Raw genomic sequence first — 18,216 nt, forward strand, 5'->3', positions numbered from 1 at the left:
ACCCCTGCCTTAATTGGCTGGAGCAGGCGTCCTCGCCCCCGATAGGTTCGACGTTTCCCAAGTTCGACGTTATCCACGGCGGGGCGAGCCGATCGGGGGATGGATGATCGACGCGTACGAGGACCCGGGCAGCCCGGACACGCGCGGCGGCTGGCGGTTTCTGTGGTGGCTGGTGCTGCGCCAGCCGGGGCGGTCGGTGGCCGGGGCGCTGCTGGGCAGTGTGTGGATGGTGCTGCTGGCCGCGCAGCCGTATCTGATGGCGCGGGCCGTGGACGAGGGGCTGGTGCCGGGGCGGCTGGGGGTGCTGGCGGCGTGGACCGGGGTGATGTTCGTGCTCGGGTCGGTGAACGCCTGGCTGAGCATCATGCGGCACCGCACCATGACCCGGGTGCGGATGGATGCCAACTTCCGCACGGTGAAGGTGGTCATGGGGCATGTGGTGCGGCTCGGGGCCACGCTGCCGCGCCGCGCGGGGACCGGTGAGGTGGTGACGATCGGCGTCGGCGATGTGAAGACCATCGCACAGGCGCTGACCGTGGTCGGCCCGGGCGTCGGCTCGGCCGTGGTCTACGTGGTGGTGGCGGGCCTGCTGCTGGCGGTCTCGGCGCCGCTGGCCGCCGTCGTCCTGCTGGGGCTGCCGGTGATCGCGCTGGTCACCGGGCCGCTGACGCTGCGGCTCCAGGGCGCGGAGACCTCGTACCGGGAACGGCAGGGCGTGCTGACCGCGCGCATCGGCGACCTCGCGGGCGGGCTGCGCGTCCTCAACGGGCTCGGTGGCAAGGGGCTGTTCGCGGACGCATTCCGGCAGGACTCGCAGCGGCTGCGTGCGCAGGGCTACCGGGTGGGCGCGGCGGCCAGCTGGGTGCAGGCGCTCGGCGTGGGCCTGCCCACCCTGTTCCTGGCCGTGGTGACCTGGCTCGCGGCGCGGCTCGCGGCCCAGGGGTCCATCACCGTCGGCGAGTTGGTGTCCGTGTACGGCTATGTCGCCGTGCTGATCGGCCCTGTCGCCTTCCTCGTGCTGATGGCCTACGACATGAACCGGGGCGTGGTGGCCGCGCGCCGGGTCGTACGGCTGCTGCGGCTGGAGCCGGAGCCGGACGAGGGCACGCTGCCTTCCCCCGAGGGGCCGGCGGAGCTGCACGATCCGGCGTCGGGAGTGCGGGTGGTGCCCGGCCGGCTGACCGCACTGGCCACGGCCCGGCCCGCCGAGGCCGCCGCTGTGGTGGACCGGCTCGGCCGCTTCGGGCCGACCGACGCCACCTGGGGCGGGGTACGGCTGGACGCGGTCCCGTTGGCGGACGTGCGCGGGCGGATCCTGGTCGCGGACAACGAGGCCGACCTGTTCGCCGGGCCGTTGCGAGAGGTCGTGGCCGCCGGGCGCACCGCCGACGAGGCGGAGCTCGGCCGGGCGCTGTACGCGGCGGCCGCCGACGACGTCGTACGCGGGCTGCCGGAGGGCCCGGACTCGCCGGTCTCCGGCCAGGGCCGCAGCCTGTCGGGCGGTCAGCGCCAACGGGTGCGTCTGGTGAGGGCGTTGCTCGCCGACCCCGAGGTGCTGCTCGCGGTCGAACCGACCTCGGCCCTGGACGCACACACCGAGGCGACGGTCGCGCGGCGGCTGAGGGAGGCGCGGGAAGGCCGTACGACGCTGGTGACGTCCACCTCGCCACTGATCCTGGACCACGCGGACACGGTCGTGTTCCTGGTCGACGGAAAGGTCACGGCGAGCGGCCCGCACCGCCGCCTGCTCACGACGGAACCGGGCTACCGGGCGCTTGTGGCCAGGGACACGGAGGGGGTCGTACGGTGACGGCGGCTGAAGGTCTGTTGCCGGTCGCCGAGCGGGCTCGGGTGCGGCGGGCCGCGCTGCGGCTGGTGCGTGCCGACGGGCGGGCGTTCGTCGCCGCGCTGCTGCTGAACGCGCTCGCGGCGGGGGCGGGGCTGGTCGGGCCCTGGCTGGTCGGAAGGATCGTGGACGACGTGCGGGCCGGGCAGGGCGTCGGCGCGGTGGACCGGCTCGCGCCCTGGATCCTGGTGTGCGCGCTGGCCCAGTTGCTGCTGGCCCGCTGGGCGCGGTTCGTGGGGTACCGGTTCGGGGAGCGGACGCTGGCCCGGGTGCGCGAGGAGTACGTCGAGCGGGTGCTGGCACTGCCCGCGTCCGTGGTGGAGCGGGCCGGCACCGGTGATCTGACGGCGCGCGGCACGGCGGACGTGGCGACCGTCGGCACCACGCTGCGGGACATCGGCCCGGAGCTGCTGGTCAACACCGTGCAGGCGCTGTTCGTGCTGGTCGCGGTGTTCGCGCTCGACCCGCTGCTCGGGGCGTTCGGACTGCTCGGGCTGACCCCGATCTGGCTGGCACTGCGCTGGTATCTGCGGCGCGCCCGGGACGGCTATCTCGCCGAGGGCGCGGCCACGTCCCAGGTCGCGGAGATCGTCGCCTCGACGGCGGCCGGGGCGCGGACGGTCGAGGCGTTCGGGCTGAGCGAGCGGCGGGTGACGGCGAGCCGGGACGCGCTGGAGGAGGCCCGCCGTACCCGCTTCTACACACTGTTCCTGCGGACCGTGTTCTTCCCGGCGGTCGAGGTGACGTACACCGTGCCCGTGGCGGGCGTGCTGCTGCTCGGCGGCTGGCTGCACCAGCGGGGCGCGGTCGGGGTCGGCGCGGTGGTGGCCGCGGCGCTGTACCTGCGGCAGTTCACCGAGCCGCTGGACCAGATCCTGATGCGCGTGGAGCAACTGCAGAGCAGCAGCGCCTCGTTCGCGCGGGTGGAGGGGCTGGCACAGACGCCGTCCGGCAGGACCGCGGGTGTGGTGCAGACCGCGCGCTCCCCCGGGCCGGCCGACGACCGGATCGATGTGCGCGGGGTCCGGTACGCCTATGAGCGCGGCGGCGAGGTGTTGCGCGGGGTGGATCTGACGGTACGGCCCGGGGAACGGCTCGCGGTGGTGGGCCCCTCCGGCGCCGGGAAGACGACGCTCAGCAGACTCCTCGCGGGCATCGACCGGCCCGGGACCGGCACCGTGACGGTGGGCGGGGTGCCGGTCGCCGACCTGGAGCCGGAGCTGCTGCGCCGTCAGGTGGTACTGGTCACGCAGGAGCACCACGTCTTCCTCGGCACGGTCCGCGACAACCTGCTGATCGCCGAACCGGAGGCCGCGGACGCCGATCTGTGGGCGGCGCTCGCGGCGGTCGGCGCCGACGACTGGGTCCGGGACCTGCCGGAGGGCCTCGACACCCGGCTGGGCGCGGGCGGCTGTGCCACCGACGGCTCCCAGGCCCAGCAACTCGCCCTGGCACGGGTGGTGCTGGCCGATCCGCACACCCTGATCCTCGACGAGGCGACGGCCCTGCTGGACCCCACGACGGCCCGGCACGCCGAACGCGCCCTCGCCGCCGTCCTGGAGGGCCGCACGGTCATCGCCATCGCCCACCGCCTCCACACGGCCCACGACGCGGACCGGGTGGCGGTCATGGAGGACGGCCGCCTGACGGAACTGGGCACACACGAGGACCTGGTGACGGCCGGCGGCGCGTACGCAGCGCTGTGGCACACCTGGCACGGGGACACCGACGGTGACTCCGGCTCTGCCTCGGCGAACGGGACTTCATGACCCTCCACCCCGGTGACGGTCCCGCATATCGAACATGAACATCCGGTCAACGAACCATTTCCGGCCAAGTTTGTGACGCGGTCCTGACAGAAATGCTGATCCCCTGTCACTCTTCCCAGGCCGACTCACAGCAACCCCACAGTCACACCTGCTCGCGTGAGCCGGCCTGCACCTGGTTCCGCGTACCGCCCCGTTCTGCCCGGACGACCCCAACCCACCGTCCGGTCTCCCCTGGCCGCGCGACCCGCGGCCACGCAGAAGGAGTCAGTGTTGAGAAGCAGTTCCTCTCGCAGACGCATCCCCCACACCCCGCGTCGTACCGCCACCGTCGCCCTCGCGGGCGTCGCCGCACTGATCGCCGCCGCCGTCCAGACCGGCGCGGCCAGTGCCGCACCGGCCAAGCCACGGCCCGGCAAGGTGAATCCGGCCCATGTCGCGGTGAAGCTCACGCCCTCGCAGCGCGCCGAGCTGATACGCCACGCCGACGCCACGACGGCCGCCACCGCCCGGTCCCTCGGCCTCGACGCCAAGGAGAAGCTGGTCGTCAAGGACGTCGTGAAGGACGCGGACGGCACCCTGCACACCCGCTACGAGCGCACCTACGCGGGCCTTCCGGTGCTCGGCGGTGACCTGGTCGTGGACAGCAACAAGACCGGCAAGACCATGGACGTCATCAAGGCCACCGGCGCCACCCTGAAGGTCGCCGGCCTCACCCCGGCCGTGTCGCAGGCCGCGGCGGAGAAGCAGGCCGTACAGCGGGCCAAGGCCCGGGGCGGGACGAAGTCCGCCGCGGACAGCGTCCGCAAGGTGATCTGGGCGGCGGCCGGCAAGCCCGTCCTCGCCTACGAGACGGTCGTCGGCGGCCTCCAGGACGACGGCACCCCGAACCGGCTGCACGTCATCACCGACGCCGCCACCGGCAAGAAGCTCTACGAGTACCAGGGCATCGAGACCGGCGTCGGCAACACCCAGTACAGCGGACAGGTGCAGCTGACGACGACCCAGTCGGGCTCGACGTACACGCTGACCGACGGGGCGCGTGGCGGACACAAGACCTACAACCTGAACCACGGCACCTCGGGCACCGGCACCCTGTTCTCGCAGAGCAACGACACCTGGGGCAACGGCACCACCTCCAACGCGGCCACCGCGGGCGCGGACGCCCACTACGGCGCCCAGGAGACCTGGGACTTCTACAAGAACACCTTCGGCCGCAGCGGCATCAAGAACGACGGCGTCGGCGCCTACTCCCGCGTCCACTACGGCAACTCGTACGTCAACGCCTTCTGGGACGACGGCTGCTTCTGCATGACCTACGGCGACGGCTCGAACGACGCCGACCCGCTGACCTCGCTCGACGTCGCCGGTCACGAGATGAGCCACGGCGTCACCTCCAACACCGCGGGCCTGGACTACAGCGGTGAGTCCGGCGGCCTGAACGAGGCCACCAGCGACATCATGGGCACGGGCGTGGAGTTCTACGCCAACAACAGCTCCGACCCCGGTGACTACCTCATCGGCGAGAAGATCAACATCAACGGCGACGGCACCCCGCTGCGCTACATGGACAAGCCCAGCAAGGACGGCGGCAGCGCCGACTACTGGTCCTCGTCGGTCGGCAACCTGGACGTCCACTACTCGTCCGGCGTCGCGAACCACTTCTTCTACCTCCTGTCCGAGGGCAGCGGCGCCAAGGTGATCAACGGCGTCAGCTACGACTCGCCGACGGCGGACGGGCTTCCGGTCACCGGCATCGGCCGGGACAAGGCGCTGCAGATCTGGTACCGGGCGCTGACCACCAAGTTCACCTCCACCACCGACTACGCGGGCGCCCGCATCGGCACCCTCGCGGCGGCCGGTGAGCTGTACGGCGCGTCCAGCAGCGAGTACAAGGCGGTGCAGGACGCCTGGGCGGCCGTGGCCGTCGGTTCCCGCTCCGACGGGGGCGGCGGAGGCGGTGGCGGCGGTACGACGTACGAGAGCAACGTCTCCGTCGCCATCCCGGACAACGGGCCGGCCGTCACCTCGGATATCACGGTCTCCGGCAGGAGCGGGAACGCGCCGAGCAACCTCCAGGTGTCCGTCGACATCACGCACACCTGGCGGGGTGACCTGGTGATCGACCTCGTCGGCCCGTCGGGCACCGCCTACCGCCTGAAGGACTTCAGCTCCTCGGACTCGGCGGACAACGTGAAGCAGACCTACACGGTCAACGCCTCCGCCGAACCGGCCAACGGAACCTGGAAGCTGCGGGTTCAGGATCAGGCCACCTACGACACCGGAACGATCAACGGCTGGAAGCTGACGTTCCCGTAAATGGGTCGCCAAATGCCCGGGAACCGGGCGTCGTTCGAGGGTCCAGCACCCTCGGACGGCGCCGGTTAACGCACCTGAAACGTTTCCCGGACAGCTGCTTTCCGGCCAACATCACTTCAGGGACCTGACATGTACGCGCCCCTGATGTCACCCTCTCTTCACCCGCCGCAGAGCTTCACCCCACCTCACCGGCCAGTAACCCCACGCTGACCGGACTCCCCACGAGAAGGAGCTTGCGTGACCCCCCGCTACACGCGTCACAAGCGCGCCACTCTGGCCGTCGCCACCGCCGTCGCCGCCGGAGCCCTGCTCTCCACCGGTCTGACCACCACCGCGACCGCCGCCGGCAAGGGCAGCGCGACCCTCGCCGCCGCACCCGCCGCCCTGTCGGACTCGGCCCGTATCTCCCTGATACAGAAGGCGCAGGCCGACGCGGCCCAGACCGCGCAGCAGATAGGCCTCGGCGCCAAGGAGAAGCTGATCGTCAAGGACGTCGTCAAGGACGCCGACGGCACCGTCCACACCCGCTACGAGCGCACCTACGCGGGCCTGCCGGTACTCGGCGGCGACCTGGTCGTCCACACCGCCAAGTCCGGCAGAACCGAGGGCGTCACCAAGGCGACCAAGGCGGCCATCAAGGTGGCCTCGCTCAAGCCGCAGATCACCGCCGCCAAGGCCGAGCAGCAGGCGGTGTCCGCCGCCAGGACCCTCGGCTCCGCCAAGTCCTCCGCGGACGGCGCCCGCAAGGTGATCTGGGCCGGCTCCGGCAAGCCCGTCCTCGCCTACGAGACGGTCGTCGGCGGCCTCCAGGACGACGGCACCCCGAACCAGCTGCACGTCATCACCGACGCCGCCACCGGCAAGAAGCTCTTCGAGTACCAGGGCATCGAGAACGCGACCGGCACCGGCAAGACGCTGTACTCCGGCACGGTCAGCCTCACCACGACCCAGTCGGGCTCGTCGTACAACCTGACCGACGCCTCCCGCGGCGGTCACAAGACCTACAACCTGGCCCGCAAGACCTCGGGCAAGGGCACCCTGGTCGCCAACTCGACGAACGTGTTCGGCACCGGCACGGCCTCCAGTTCCTCCAGCGACCAGACGGCCGCCGCGGACGCCGCCTACGGCGCGCAGGAGACCTGGGACTTCTACAAGAGCACCTTCGGCCGCAGCGGCATCAAGAACGACGGCGTCGGCGCCTACAGCCGCGTCCACTACGGCAGCAACTACGTCAACGCCTTCTGGGACGACAGCTGCTTCTGCATGACCTACGGCGACGGTGACAGCAACACCCACCCGCTGACCTCGCTCGACGTGGCCGGCCACGAGATGAGCCACGGCGTCACCGCGAACACGGCGGGCCTGGACTACAGCGGTGAGTCCGGCGGCCTGAACGAGGCCACCAGCGACATCATGGGCACGGGCGTGGAGTTCTACGCCAACAACAGCTCCGACCCCGGTGACTACCTCATCGGCGAGAAGATCAACATCAACGGCGACGGCACCCCGCTGCGCTACATGGACAAGCCCAGCAAGGACGGCGGCAGCGCCGACTACTGGTCCTCGTCGGTCGGCAACCTGGACGTCCACTACTCGTCCGGCGTCGCGAACCACTTCTTCTACCTCCTCTCGGAGGGCAGCGGTTCGAAGACGATCAACGGAGTGACGTACAACTCCCCGACGTCCAACGGCTCCACGGTCACCGGCATCGGCCGCGCCAAGGCGCTGCAGATCTGGTACAAGGCGCTGACGACGTACTTCACGTCGACGACGGACTACAAGGCGGCCCGCAGCGGCACGCTGAGCGCCGCATCGGCCCTCTACGGCTCCGGCAGCACCGAGTACAAGGCGGTGGCCGCGGCCTGGTCGGCGGTCAACGTCAACTGACGCGCACGCAGTCGAGGACGGGCGGCACCCGGGGGAAGGGCCCTCCGGGCGCCGCCCTACCCTTGTGACCCATGTCCTCGGCGCCCTTCACGTACGAGCCGGTCGGCGCGACTCGCGACGATCTCACCTACTGTCCGCCCGGCTTCCACCTTCTGCACGTCCGCACCCGCCTCGGCGAGGGCCAGAAGCTCTTCCACCGGGCCGCCGAGGCGGTCCTGACCTGGGAGATGCACCGCGCCCTGGGCGCGGGCATCGACGCCACCGCCGACCGCGCGGCCCCCGACGTAGCCGTCACGGTCACCCTGGCCGGGCTCATCAAGGCCCCCTGCCGCATCATCTGGACGACCGAGGAACCCCGCCGGGCCGGCTGGGCCTACGGCACCTTGGAGGGCCACCCCGAATGCGGCGAGGAGGCCTTCGTGGTCGACCGCACGGGAGACGGCACGGTCTGGCTGACGGTGGCCGCCTTCAGCAAACCGGCCAAGTGGTACGCGAGGGCGGCCGGCCCGGCGACCCGCGGCCTGCAGCAGGCGTACGCCCGCCGCTGCGGGGCGGTGCTGCGCAGGCTGTGCGAAGGGTTGTCCGAGGCATGACCCGAAGGGCCCTCCTCGTCCCCCTGTTGACCGTTGTCTCGGGGAGCCTGCTGGTGGCCCGCGTGGCCTGGAACTCCAGCACTGGGATCTGAATTCAGCCTACCTGTGCGCCGGTTGCCCGTTTCGCTTTGCGATGCGCAACGGGCTGATGTGATGATCCGAGGCATGTTCGAACACGGGGGCGACGCCCTCGACCACTCGAATACCCAGGTCACGGCTGTACGACTACGCGGACATGGCTGGATCAGAAGAAGGGGAGTCCGTGTCCTCGCCAGGCGTCAGCTCGCCTGATGCCCGCTCTACAGCCGGGGTTGAGCGCAGGCGCCGGGAGTTCGCGGCGCTGTTGGGCGAGTTCCGTCGTACCGCCGTGCTCGTACCGGTGGACGAGGACGACGCGCCCCTGACGGGCGACTTGGGCGGCGTGCGCTGGATCTATGCCTTTCCCAACGAGCATGCCCTGGCCCGTTTCGCGGTCGTGCGTGGTGAGGTGCAGCGGGAGTGGGCTTACCAACGATGGCTCGGGGCACGGCTGCTGGATGCCGCTGTGCCGGCGGTGGGTGTGCCGTGCGGGGTGGCCCTGGATGTGGGCAGCGAAGGCGAAGGGGTGCTGTTCCCGCCGGTCGTGGGGATCGTGCCGGAGGCGGCGGCCGTTGACCGGGCCGTGGAGGAGACGAACGGGGGGACACCGCGATGAGCGGGGACAAGGGCGGCGGCAAGGACATCAAGGCCGCAGGCCTGAACCTGATCGCGCAGGGCATCACCCAGACGCTGGACGAGTTGAAGGAGCTGGGCCTCGTCGGCACGGCGGGAGCGGGCCGGGGTTTCTCGATCCTGGAACTCTCCGGGATGGAGCTGGGCCATGAGGACCTGACGTCGAAGTTCACGTCGTTCTGCGAGCGCTGGAAGTGGGGCGTACGCGGCCTGGTGGCAGCTTCGACCTGGACGCCACGGGCCGGGTGACAGCGGTCCACGCGGCGAACTGGACGGAACGCTACGCCTACGACGAGGCAGGCAACCAGACCCAGGCAACCTGGCCGACGGCCCACCCGGGCGGAGAGGCAACGGGCCCCCGCACCTACGCAGGCACCCGCATCACCCGAGCTGGCAACGTCCGCTACGAACACGACGCCCTGGGCCGCATCACCCTCCGCCAGAAAATCCGCCTGTCCCGCAAGCCGGATACCTGGCGCTACGAGTGGGACGCGGAGGACCACCTGACGTCGGTGGTCACCCCGGACGGCACCCGCTGGCGCTACACCTACGATCCCCTGGGCCGCCGCACGGCAAAGCTCCGCCTGGCCGAGGACGGGGAAACGGTGCTGGAGCGGGTGGACTTCACCTGGGACGGCACAACCCTCTGCGAACAGACCACCACCTCTCCCAACCTCCCCAACCCGGTCTCCCTCACCTGGGACCACCAAGGCCTGCGCCCCCTCGCACAAACGGAACGCATCACCGCGGCGGAAGATCCGCAGTCGGAAATCGATTCCCGCTTCTTCGCCATAGTCACCGACCTGGTAGGGACCCCGAATGAGCTCATAGACGAACAGGGCCAGCTAGCCTGGCGCACCAGAAGCACCCTTTGGGGAACAACGGCTTGGGCGACCAACAGCACGGCCTACACGCCTCTGCGCTTTCCAGGCCAGTACTACGACCCTGAAACCGGCCTCCACTACAACTACTTCCGCCACTACGATCCCGAGACGGCTCGCTACGTCTCCCCCGACCCTCTGGGTCTTGCACCCGCGCCCAACCCTGCCACTTACGTCTCTAACCCTCGGGTGCAATCCGATTCACTCGGCCTCGCACCGGAGTATCCCGCTGAGGAAGAGCCACGAGGAAGGTTTGACCTCAGGAACGCGAACCCGAACTATCCTCCCAGCGACGCAGCAACAAACGCCATGAGGTCCGCACCGATCGGCGGAAACATAGACTGTTCCGAAATCGCCGAATACATTCGCCGCGAGACAGGAGGCGGAGGTAAGATCATTAACTTCACAATACACAATGGCTCAGAAATCGTGATTCCCGAGAAAATGGGCCAGGAACTGACCACTTACCGCTACCATGACGTCTACACCGACGGCAGGTACGTATACGATCCGGCAATGAGTCAGAATCCGATAACGTACGGAGACTACGAACGAGCCATCCGACTGTCCAACCCGGGAAAGAAACTCGTCGTCGGTAATGGCGGTTATTCCGGCCCTCTTTGGTAGCATAGATAGGAAATTTAATGGCTACTAGGAGCGCTGCAGCCATGCAGGCCCTCGGCAGGTTTGGGGAACTCGCCTGGTTCAAGCTTCCCACTGAATACAACGACGCATACGGCTACCATCAAGTACCATACGTGGGATGGCGTTATACGTCGCCCCAGAAAGACATCGCACAATACATCGCAAACGCCGTGAGAGAAGTTCCCACTCAAGTCGAGTGGGAACTAGACAGCAGCAGAAAAAATTGGATCCTACTACCGAGTCGCATTTTGCGCGAAGCCCATGGACTCGCGAGTCCAGCTTTCGCAGACGCCGTACACTCTATCAACGCCCACGATCAGGAATTTTGCCTCAAGGCCCTCTCTGATTTCAAGCAAATCGTTGCACATCTCCAGCAGATCCCAATCCCGGAAAGCTAATCCCGGTGTGTCGAGCGAGGCGAGGTCGTGCTGGGATGACCCGATGAGCGTCTGCTAGCTCGATACAGGGCTTCCGCTTGGCGCGAGTTGAGAAAATGAGGACTCACCCAGTACAAAGTCAAGGAGATGCCGGGCTCATGGGCCTAAGACACTTTGTGGCAGAGGCTTACCGGCATGCACAACATTGACACCGCAAGGCTGCAGATCTACTCCGTCGAGGAGAGGACGACAACGACCGCTGTATGCGTCGTTCGATGCGTGGGCGGCATCGCGCGCACCGGTCAGCAATTTTCATCCAGTGCCGTTGTCGACGCAAATGTGCACGAGGGCTATATGAGACTTGACTGGATTCTCCGCTACGAGAAACCTGCGGACTTCCTGGAACCACCACACAACGCCAAGGTTCACCTGTCAGGTAAAGGCATCGATGAACTGAAGAGAAGAGTCATCCTCATCTCCCACCAAATCAGCGCTCCTGCGCGTCCAGACCGACTTCCTCCGGGAACGCGATAGCGAGCGGAATACCTTCGTGAGCAAGGAATGGAGGTATTGCAACCGGGAATCTCATCGCCCGCGAGCCATTCCTCAAAGACCGGAGAGGCGGTCAAGGGTGGCCCGGAGGGCTATCGGCGGAGCCGACGCGCAGCGCCCTTGACGCACCTCGCGGAAGCACGACACTCACCGAGAAGCGAGCGGCCCAACGGCTACTTGTTCACTCCTCGGCGAACAACTCCGCCGCGTCCGTGGCGTGGACGGCTCGCTGGGCCCAGACCTCCAGTTGATCGAGGTCCGTGCAGGCCTCGACTCGCTCGCGGACGGCGTCGGGCACGGGAAGCTCGCGCCATTCCAGGATGCGCAGGATCATCTCCCGGCGATCCTCGACACGACCCTCTTCCCGGCCTTGCTCCAGGCCTTGTTCCCTGCCTTCCTCGCGTACCTGCTCGGCCAGCGGGTGTCGCCAGAAGTACTGGATCGCCGTCATCAGATCCCTCCACATCTGCTTCGCCGGGGGGTCGGCCAGGCAGGAGTCGACGAACTGCACGAAGACCGCGGCACTGTCCGGGTCGATGGTCCGCAGGGCGGCTGCCAGGGATTCCAGTATGGCCGGTGCCTGCGGGCCGCGCCCGTGTGTCATGGCCGAGAGCACCGCAAGGGGGACGTCCTTCTCCGCCTGCCGCTCGTCCGCGATCACCGGCACGTTGTCCGGCCCCAGCACCAGCGGACGCACCGTCAGCGAATGCCACTCCCTGAACCCGAGCCGGATCGGACGCGAGGCCCACTGGGCGGTCCTGCTGCTCTGTGTGATGACGATCAGCACCGGCTCACAGCGGTACTTCTCGTACAGGTAGGACAGGTAGTACGGCCAGCTGCCCCGCTTGCGGTCGTCCACCTTCCCCTGCGACTCCACCACCAGCAGATACGTGCCTTCGTCCGTCTCCGCCCGCAGCAGCGTGTCCACCCGCGGCTCGACCGGTTCGATCTCGGTGAGGTCCACGTTCAGTGCCGCGATCTCCCGAGGCTCGGGAAACGGCACGCGCTGCACCCTCTGTAAGGCCTTCGTCAGCAGCGTCGGATCCTTCTGGAAGATCCGGTGCAACGCCTCATGCGACGAGCCGACCATCAGCTCTCCTTTCCATCGCCGTGATCAACGAGCTACGCCGCCGCGAGTTCGCACCACACGTACTTCCCCCGATCCCCGAACCGGGACGTCGGCTGCCACCCCCAGTACTGCGCGCACGCCTGCACCAACCCCAGCCCCCGCCCGTCCTCCAGCTCCAACTCCGCGACCTGCTCCAGCGGGCGCGGAGGATCCGGCGGCGCCGGATCGGTGTCCCACGCCCCGATCCACACCATCCCCTCTGCCGTACGCCGGACCCTCAACGCCGCCGGCCCCTTCGTGTGCCGCACGGCGTTCGACACCAGCTCCGCCGCCAGCAGCTCCGCCGTGTCCACCAGGCCGATCAGACCGTGCACGGTCAGGATCAGGCGCAGGGTACGGCGGCAGACGGTCACGGCTCTCAGGTCGTTCGGGACGTACAGCGTGTAGTCCCAGGTCTCGATGAGCTCATTTTCGGGCATGCGTCATCAACTCCGATCGGTGAATGGGGATTTCGCGCGCGGTGGCCTGCCGCAGCCGTCATGGCACGACGGAGCGGTGCGCTTCCGCAGTGTGCGCGTCGCGTCACCGACCGTAGAGGTAACGTGTAACCCGCAGCAAGCTGATCACGTGATCTGCCACCGAAAGAGAAGGATCAACTCATGGTTCAGAGGCCGGAACCAACAGCGCGGCAGGTGCGCCTGGGGGTCGAACTGCGCAGGCTCCGCGAGGCGGCCGGGCTCACGGCCATCCAGTCAGCGGCGCTGCTCGGGGCGAACAGGGTCCAGATCAGCCACATCGAATCGGGACTCAAAGGAGTGAGCGAGGAGCGACTGCGTCGACTGGCCTCCCACTACGCCTGTACGGATGCGCAGTTCATCGACGCGCTGGTCGAGATGGCCACGGACAGAACGCGGGGTTGGTGGGAGGAGTACCGGGGCCTGCTGCCCACGTCATTCCTGAACCTGTCCGAGCTGGAGCACCACGCCCGGTTCCTGCGCCACGTGGCAATCCTGTACGTGCCGGGCCTGCTGCAGACGGAGGACTATGCCCGTGCCGTTTTCTCGTCGAGGTTGCCCGAACTCACAGAAGACGAAATTGAGTTGCGCATTCGGCACCGGAAGGAGCGCCAGAGGATCACCATCCCGTACGAGGCTCTGGTCCATGAGGCGGCGCTTCGCATCAGGGTCGGCGACCGCTCCACCTCAAAGGCCCAGCTCACCCGGCTTCTTGAGCTCTCCGAAGCCGACCACGTCACCTTGCGCGTCATCCCGTTCGACCTGGACGGTTTTGCCGCGTCAAGCGGGATGACGTACGCCGGCAGCTCCCTGCCCCAGCTGGACACGGTGGTGCGGGACGCGCCGCATGGCGCAGTCTTCATCGATGCCGAGGCTCAGCTCAACATCTATCGAACGCGCTTCCGTATGGTGGAGGCCGTATCACTCGGACCGGTCGAGTCCCGTGACTTCATCCACCGACTGGCAAAGGAGCTGTGAGGCATCCCATGGACACCTGGCGGAAGTCTTCCTACTCGGGCGAGGGCGACGGCAACGAGTGCGTGGAGATTGCCAACTCCCGCACCCACATAACCATCCGCGACTCCAAGGACCCGGCCGTCGGCACCCTCTCCCTCCCGGCCGGATCCTTCGCCCTCTTCATCCAAGCCCTGAAGAAGGGCTGAGCCCGCGGCCTACCGCAGCAACACCCCCGCCCCCTCCACCCCCTCCTCCGAAGGCACCGCCACCAGTCCCAGCTCGGCGGCGGAGGCCAGCAGACGGTGGCTCGGGAGGATGCGGACCGTGTAGCCGTACGGACCCGTGCGGTCCAGGGCCAGCGGGCCCTCGTACAGCAGGCGGCCCTCCAGATCCGGCGCGCCGACCGGCTTCAGGGGGACCACCGTCGCGTCCGTGATGTGGTCCTCCGTGTCCACCCGGCCCGACACCGCCTGGACTTCGACGTCGTCCGGAGTCAGTGAGCCGAGGGCCACCCGGACCCGCAGGCCCACCGTCGAGCCCAGTTCCGCGGTGGCGGTCGGGGCCGTCGTCTCCACGTGGTCCACGCTCACCCCGGGCCAGGCCGCCCGGATGCGGGCCTTCCAGGCGGCCAGCTCACCCGCCGTGTCCGGGGTCAGTGCGCGGTGGGCCTGCGCGGCGGGAACGTAGAGGCGGTCGACGTACTCGCGGACCATGCGGCCGGCCAGCACCTTGGGGCCGAGCAGAGTGAGGGTCTGGCGGACCATCTGGATCCAGCGGTCGGGGAGGCCGGCCCGGCCCTGCTCGTAGAAGCGCGGAGTCACCCGCTGCTCCAGCAGGTCGTAGAGCGCCGCCGCCTCGATGTCGTCGCGGCGGTCCGGGTCCGTGCCCGCGCCGTCCGCCGTCGGGATGGCCCAGCCGAAGTCCGGCTGGAACCATTCGTCCCACCAGCCGTCCAGGACGGAGAGGTTCAGGCAGCCGTTCAGCGCCGCCTTCATCCCGCTCGTACCGCACGCCTCCAGGGGGCGCAGGGGGTTGTTCAGCCAGATGTCGCAGCCGGGGTAGAGCTTCTGCGCCATCGCCATGCCGTAGTCGGGGAGGAACACGATCCGGTGGCGGACCCGCGGGTCGTCCGCGAAGCGGACCAACTCCTGCACCAGGCGCTTGCCGCTGTCGTCCGCCGGGTGCGCCTTGCCCGCCACGACGATCTGGATCGGGCGGTCGGGATGCAGCAACAGCTCCATCAGGCGGTCCCGGTCCCGCAGCATCAGCGTCAGGCGTTTGTACGACGGGACCCTGCGCGCGAAGCCGATCGTCAGGACGTCCGGGTCCAGCACGCCATCGATCCAGCCCAGCTCGGCATCGCCCGCGCCTCGTTGCCGCCAGGACGCCCGCAGCCGCTCCCGCACCTCCAGCACCAGCCGTTCGCGCAGGGTGCGGCGCAGCTCCCAGATCTCCTGATCCTCGATCTCCGCCACCGAGTCCCAGCGCTCGGAGCCGCCGACGGTCAGCGCGTCCTCGGCCCGCTCGGAGCCGACCTGCCGGGACCCGAGCCTCAGCACCTCGGGGGCGACCCAGGTCGGCGCGTGCACCCCGTTGGTCACGGAGGTGATCGGCACCTCCTCGGGGTCGAATCCCGGCCACAGTCCCGCGAACATCTCCCGGCTCACCTGACCGTGCAGCAGCGACACCCCGTTGGCCCGCTGGGCCAGCCTGAGCCCCATCACGGCCATGTTGAACAGGTTCGGCTCGCCGCCGGGGTACGTCTCCATCCCCAGGGTCAGAATCCGCTGCACGTCGATGCCGGGAAGCTCGGCGTCCGCCCCGAAGTGCCGGGCGACCAGCTCCCGGTCGAAGCGGTCGATGCCGGCCGGGACGGGAGTGTGGGTGGTGAAGACCGTGCCGCCGCGCACCGCCTCCAGGGCGGAGTCGAAGTCCAGGCCGGCCGCGGACAGTTCGGCGATCCGCTCCAGGCCCAGGAACCCCGCGTGCCCTTCATTGGTGTGAAACACCTCCGGCTCCGGGTGCCCGGTGAGCCGGCAGTACGTCCGCACCGCCCGCACACCCCCTATCCCGAGCAGCATCTCCTGCAGCAGCCGGTGCTCGCTGCCGCCGCCGTAGAGCCGGTCGGTCACCCCGCGTTCGCCGAGGTCGTTCTCCTCCACGTCCGAGTCCAGGAGCAGCAGCGGCACCCTGCCCACCTGGGCCAGCCAGATCCGGGCGCGCAGCGCCTTGCCGCCGGGCAGCGCGAGCGAGACCTGGGCCGGGGCGCCGTCGGCCTCCTTCACCTGGGTGAGGGGCAGCTCGTTGGGGTCGAGCACCGGGTAGTGCTCCTGCTGCCAGCCGTCGCGGGACAGGGTCTGCCGGAAGTACCCGTGCCGGTACAGCAACCCGACACCGATCAGGGGTACGCCGAGATCGCTGGCCGCCTTCAGATGGTCACCTGCCAGGATGCCGAGGCCGCCGGAGTACTGGGGCAGCGCGGCCGTGATGCCGAACTCCGGGGAGAAGTAGGCGATGGCCGCGGGCATGCCGTCCGCCTGGGTCTGGTACCAGCGGCCGCCGGTCAGATAGTCGTCGAGGTCGTCGGCGACCGCGGTGAGGCGGCGCAGGAAACGCCGGTCCCCGGCCAGCTCGGTCAGCCGCGCCGGCCGTACCCGGCCCAGTATCCGCACCGGGTCACCCCCGGCTGCGGCCCACGCCTCGGGGTCCACGGACTGGAACAGATCGCGCGTTTCCGCATGCCAGGACCAGCGCAGATTGCGCGCCAGGTCGCTCAGCGGCCGCAGAGGTTCGGGGAGAACGGGACGGACGGTGAACCGACGGATCGCCTTCACACTTCCACCTCGGACGCGTTGCGGAGTGAGACGCACGGCGCTGTACGTCTCGTCGTCACCCTCGACGGTAGTGGGTTACCCGGGGGTCGGTGGGGACGCGTCCGGCGGGGGTGTCGGGGCGTGGGAAGACGGCCCGCGGGCACACGGAAAGGAGACCCGGTGAAAGGGGCCGGTCTTGTGGGTGGACATACGCGGGAGTAGTTAACAAAGTTCCGGATTGCCCACCCGAACAGGGTGGGAAGGCTCCTCCGGTACGAATCCACAGGCGTCCCACAGCACCTCCGCAGGACCCACCTCACCACATCCATCCGCCCACACCCACGTTGACGCGGACAGGAGCGGTCATGCCCGCCACGCACCATTCGTCAGCACCCCCGACAAGCAGCAAGGCCCCGGCAGCAGCACCGGAGCAGGCCGCGCAGGCCGAGCACGAGCACGCCGAGCAGAACCCGGCCGGGCAACCGGCCGCGAAACCGGCCAAGAAACCGGCCAAGAAGTCGGCCAGGCAACCGGCCAGGCAACCGGCCAGGCAACCGGCCAGGAAAACAACGGGCAAGAAATCCGTAAAGGCCGCCGCCGACGTGCCCGTCCCCGCACAGGCCCCGACCGGTCCCCCGGACACCGTCCTCGGCCGCATCCCCGTCCTCGACGTACGTCCGGTGGTCCAGCACGGGCGCAGGCCGGCCAAGGCGGTGACCGGCGAGTCGTTCGAGGTGTCCGCCACCGTCTTCCGGGAGGGGCACGACGCCGTCGCGGCGAACGTGGTGCTGCGCGACCCGGCCGGTCGGCCCGGACCGTGGACGCCGATGCGCGAACTCGCCCCCGGCACCGACCGCTGGGGCGCCACCGTCACCGCGGGTGAACCGGGCCGCTGGACCTACACGGTGGAGGCCTGGGCCGACCCGGTCGCGACCTGGCAGCACCACGCCGGCATCAAGATCCCGGCGGGCATCGACACCGAACTGGTCCTGGAGGAGGGCGCGCGGCTGTACGAGCGCGCCGCCGCCGGCGTCCCGGCCGACCAACGGCCGGTCGTACGAGAAGTCGTGTCGGCCCTGCGGAACGAGAACCGGCCGGCCGCCTGGCGCCTCGCGGCGGCGCTGGCACCGGAGGTGAAGGACCTGCTGGCCCGTCATCCGCTGCGGGAGCTGGTCACCGCCTCCGATCCCATGCCGCTGCTGGTGGAGCGGGAGCGGGCCCTGTACGGCTCCTGGTACGAGTTCTTCCCGCGCTCGGAGGGCACGGCCGAACAGCCGCACGGCAC

At 69.1% G+C, this 18,216-nt stretch carries 14 protein-coding genes and 1 pseudogene; 12 read left to right on the top strand and 3 right to left on the bottom strand.

Annotated features, from left to right (window positions below):
• The first annotated feature begins 103 nt into the window (after window positions 1-103).
• From ACFYOH_RS23170 to ACFYOH_RS23210, 9 genes and pseudogenes are all read left to right on the top strand, one after another.
• Window positions 104-1,810 (top strand): ABC transporter ATP-binding protein, encoded by a 1,707-nt coding sequence (locus tag ACFYOH_RS23170; protein ID WP_388628404.1) that lies wholly within the window; start codon window positions 104-106, stop codon window positions 1,808-1,810.
• Window positions 1,807-3,615: an ABC transporter ATP-binding protein gene (locus ACFYOH_RS23175; protein WP_388628406.1), complete on the top strand. Its 1,809-nt coding sequence runs from the start codon at window positions 1,807-1,809 to the stop codon at window positions 3,613-3,615. Before ACFYOH_RS23170 ends, ACFYOH_RS23175 begins: the two co-directional genes overlap by 4 nt.
• A 270-nt stretch (window positions 3,616-3,885) precedes the next feature.
• A complete protein-coding gene (locus ACFYOH_RS23180) occupies window positions 3,886-5,931 on the top strand; it encodes a M4 family metallopeptidase (protein ID WP_388628409.1) in 2,046 nt (681 codons plus the stop codon).
• Window positions 5,932-6,168: 237 nt separating this feature from the next.
• Complete coding sequence (locus ACFYOH_RS23185) at window positions 6,169-7,818, top strand: M4 family metallopeptidase (RefSeq protein ID WP_388628412.1); 1,650 nt, start codon at window positions 6,169-6,171, stop codon at window positions 7,816-7,818.
• Window positions 7,819-7,889: 71 nt separating this feature from the next.
• On the top strand, window positions 7,890-8,411 hold the full coding sequence (locus tag ACFYOH_RS23190; protein WP_388628415.1) for a DUF1990 domain-containing protein: 522 nt from the start codon (window positions 7,890-7,892) through the stop codon (window positions 8,409-8,411).
• A 235-nt stretch (window positions 8,412-8,646) separates the two neighbouring features.
• Window positions 8,647-9,105, top strand: coding sequence for a hypothetical protein (locus tag ACFYOH_RS23195; protein WP_388628418.1), 459 nt, complete (start codon window positions 8,647-8,649; stop codon window positions 9,103-9,105).
• The gene (locus ACFYOH_RS23200) at window positions 9,102-9,371 is read left to right on the top strand and encodes a hypothetical protein (protein WP_388628421.1); all 270 of its coding nucleotides are present in this window, start codon (window positions 9,102-9,104) and stop codon (window positions 9,369-9,371) included. Before ACFYOH_RS23195 ends, ACFYOH_RS23200 begins: the two co-directional genes overlap by 4 nt.
• Window positions 9,344-10,229: pseudogene (locus ACFYOH_RS23205) on the top strand (RHS repeat-associated core domain-containing protein); the annotation flags it as partial. The gene ACFYOH_RS23200 and the pseudogene ACFYOH_RS23205, both read left to right, overlap by 28 nt.
• Window positions 10,230-11,220: 991 nt before the next feature.
• Window positions 11,221-11,559, top strand: a complete 339-nt coding sequence (locus tag ACFYOH_RS23210; protein WP_388628424.1) for a hypothetical protein — start codon at window positions 11,221-11,223, stop codon at window positions 11,557-11,559.
• A gap of 199 nt (window positions 11,560-11,758) precedes the next feature.
• Here the strand turns inward: ACFYOH_RS23210 and ACFYOH_RS23215 are convergent, their stop codons facing one another.
• Both ACFYOH_RS23215 and ACFYOH_RS23220 read right to left on the bottom strand, forming a co-directional pair.
• Window positions 11,759-12,667, bottom strand: coding sequence for a hypothetical protein (locus ACFYOH_RS23215; RefSeq protein WP_388628427.1), 909 nt, complete (start codon window positions 12,665-12,667; stop codon window positions 11,759-11,761).
• Between the two features lie 32 nt (window positions 12,668-12,699).
• Window positions 12,700-13,125, bottom strand: a complete 426-nt coding sequence (locus ACFYOH_RS23220; protein ID WP_388628429.1) for an ATP-binding protein — start codon at window positions 13,123-13,125, stop codon at window positions 12,700-12,702.
• Window positions 13,126-13,305: 180 nt separating this feature from the next.
• Between ACFYOH_RS23220 and ACFYOH_RS23225 the strand changes: the two genes are divergently transcribed.
• Together ACFYOH_RS23225 and ACFYOH_RS23230 are read left to right on the top strand one after the other, a co-directional pair.
• Complete coding sequence (locus ACFYOH_RS23225; protein ID WP_388628432.1) at window positions 13,306-14,139, top strand: helix-turn-helix domain-containing protein; 834 nt, start codon at window positions 13,306-13,308, stop codon at window positions 14,137-14,139.
• An 8-nt stretch (window positions 14,140-14,147) separates the two neighbouring features.
• Window positions 14,148-14,324, top strand: coding sequence for a DUF397 domain-containing protein (locus ACFYOH_RS23230; protein ID WP_388628435.1), 177 nt, complete (start codon window positions 14,148-14,150; stop codon window positions 14,322-14,324).
• A 9-nt stretch (window positions 14,325-14,333) separates the two neighbouring features.
• On the opposite strand, the gene ACFYOH_RS23235 is transcribed toward ACFYOH_RS23230, so the two are convergent.
• A complete protein-coding gene (locus ACFYOH_RS23235; RefSeq protein ID WP_388628438.1) occupies window positions 14,334-16,952 on the bottom strand; it encodes a glycosyltransferase family 1 protein in 2,619 nt (872 codons plus the stop codon).
• Window positions 16,953-17,296: 344 nt separating this feature from the next.
• Between ACFYOH_RS23235 and ACFYOH_RS23240 the strand changes: the two genes are divergently transcribed.
• Window positions 17,297-18,216: maltotransferase domain-containing protein (locus ACFYOH_RS23240; RefSeq protein ID WP_388628441.1), on the top strand; the 920-nt coding region annotated here is incomplete at its 3' end.

The organism is Streptomyces sp. NPDC007856, assembly GCF_042868225.1.
Classification (GTDB): Bacteria; Actinomycetota; Actinomycetes; order Streptomycetales; family Streptomycetaceae; genus Streptomyces.

Excerpts from the sequence above, each read along its gene's own strand:
- ACFYOH_RS23170 (WP_388628404.1), top strand. The coding sequence starts at position 104 with ATGATCGACGCGTACGAGGACCCGGGCAGCCCGGACACGCGCGGCGGC.
- ACFYOH_RS23190 (WP_388628415.1), top strand. The coding sequence starts at position 7,890 with ATGTCCTCGGCGCCCTTCACGTACGAGCCGGTCGGCGCGACTCGCGAC.
- ACFYOH_RS23195 (WP_388628418.1), top strand. The coding sequence starts at position 8,647 with ATGGCTGGATCAGAAGAAGGGGAGTCCGTGTCCTCGCCAGGCGTCAGC.
- ACFYOH_RS23200 (WP_388628421.1), top strand. The coding sequence starts at position 9,102 with ATGAGCGGGGACAAGGGCGGCGGCAAGGACATCAAGGCCGCAGGCCTG.
- ACFYOH_RS23210 (WP_388628424.1), top strand. The coding sequence starts at position 11,221 with ATGCACAACATTGACACCGCAAGGCTGCAGATCTACTCCGTCGAGGAG.
- ACFYOH_RS23215 (WP_388628427.1), bottom strand. The coding sequence starts at position 12,667 with ATGGTCGGCTCGTCGCATGAGGCGTTGCACCGGATCTTCCAGAAGGAT.
- ACFYOH_RS23220 (WP_388628429.1), bottom strand. The coding sequence starts at position 13,125 with ATGCCCGAAAATGAGCTCATCGAGACCTGGGACTACACGCTGTACGTC.
- ACFYOH_RS23225 (WP_388628432.1), top strand. The coding sequence starts at position 13,306 with ATGGTTCAGAGGCCGGAACCAACAGCGCGGCAGGTGCGCCTGGGGGTC.
- ACFYOH_RS23230 (WP_388628435.1), top strand. The coding sequence starts at position 14,148 with ATGGACACCTGGCGGAAGTCTTCCTACTCGGGCGAGGGCGACGGCAAC.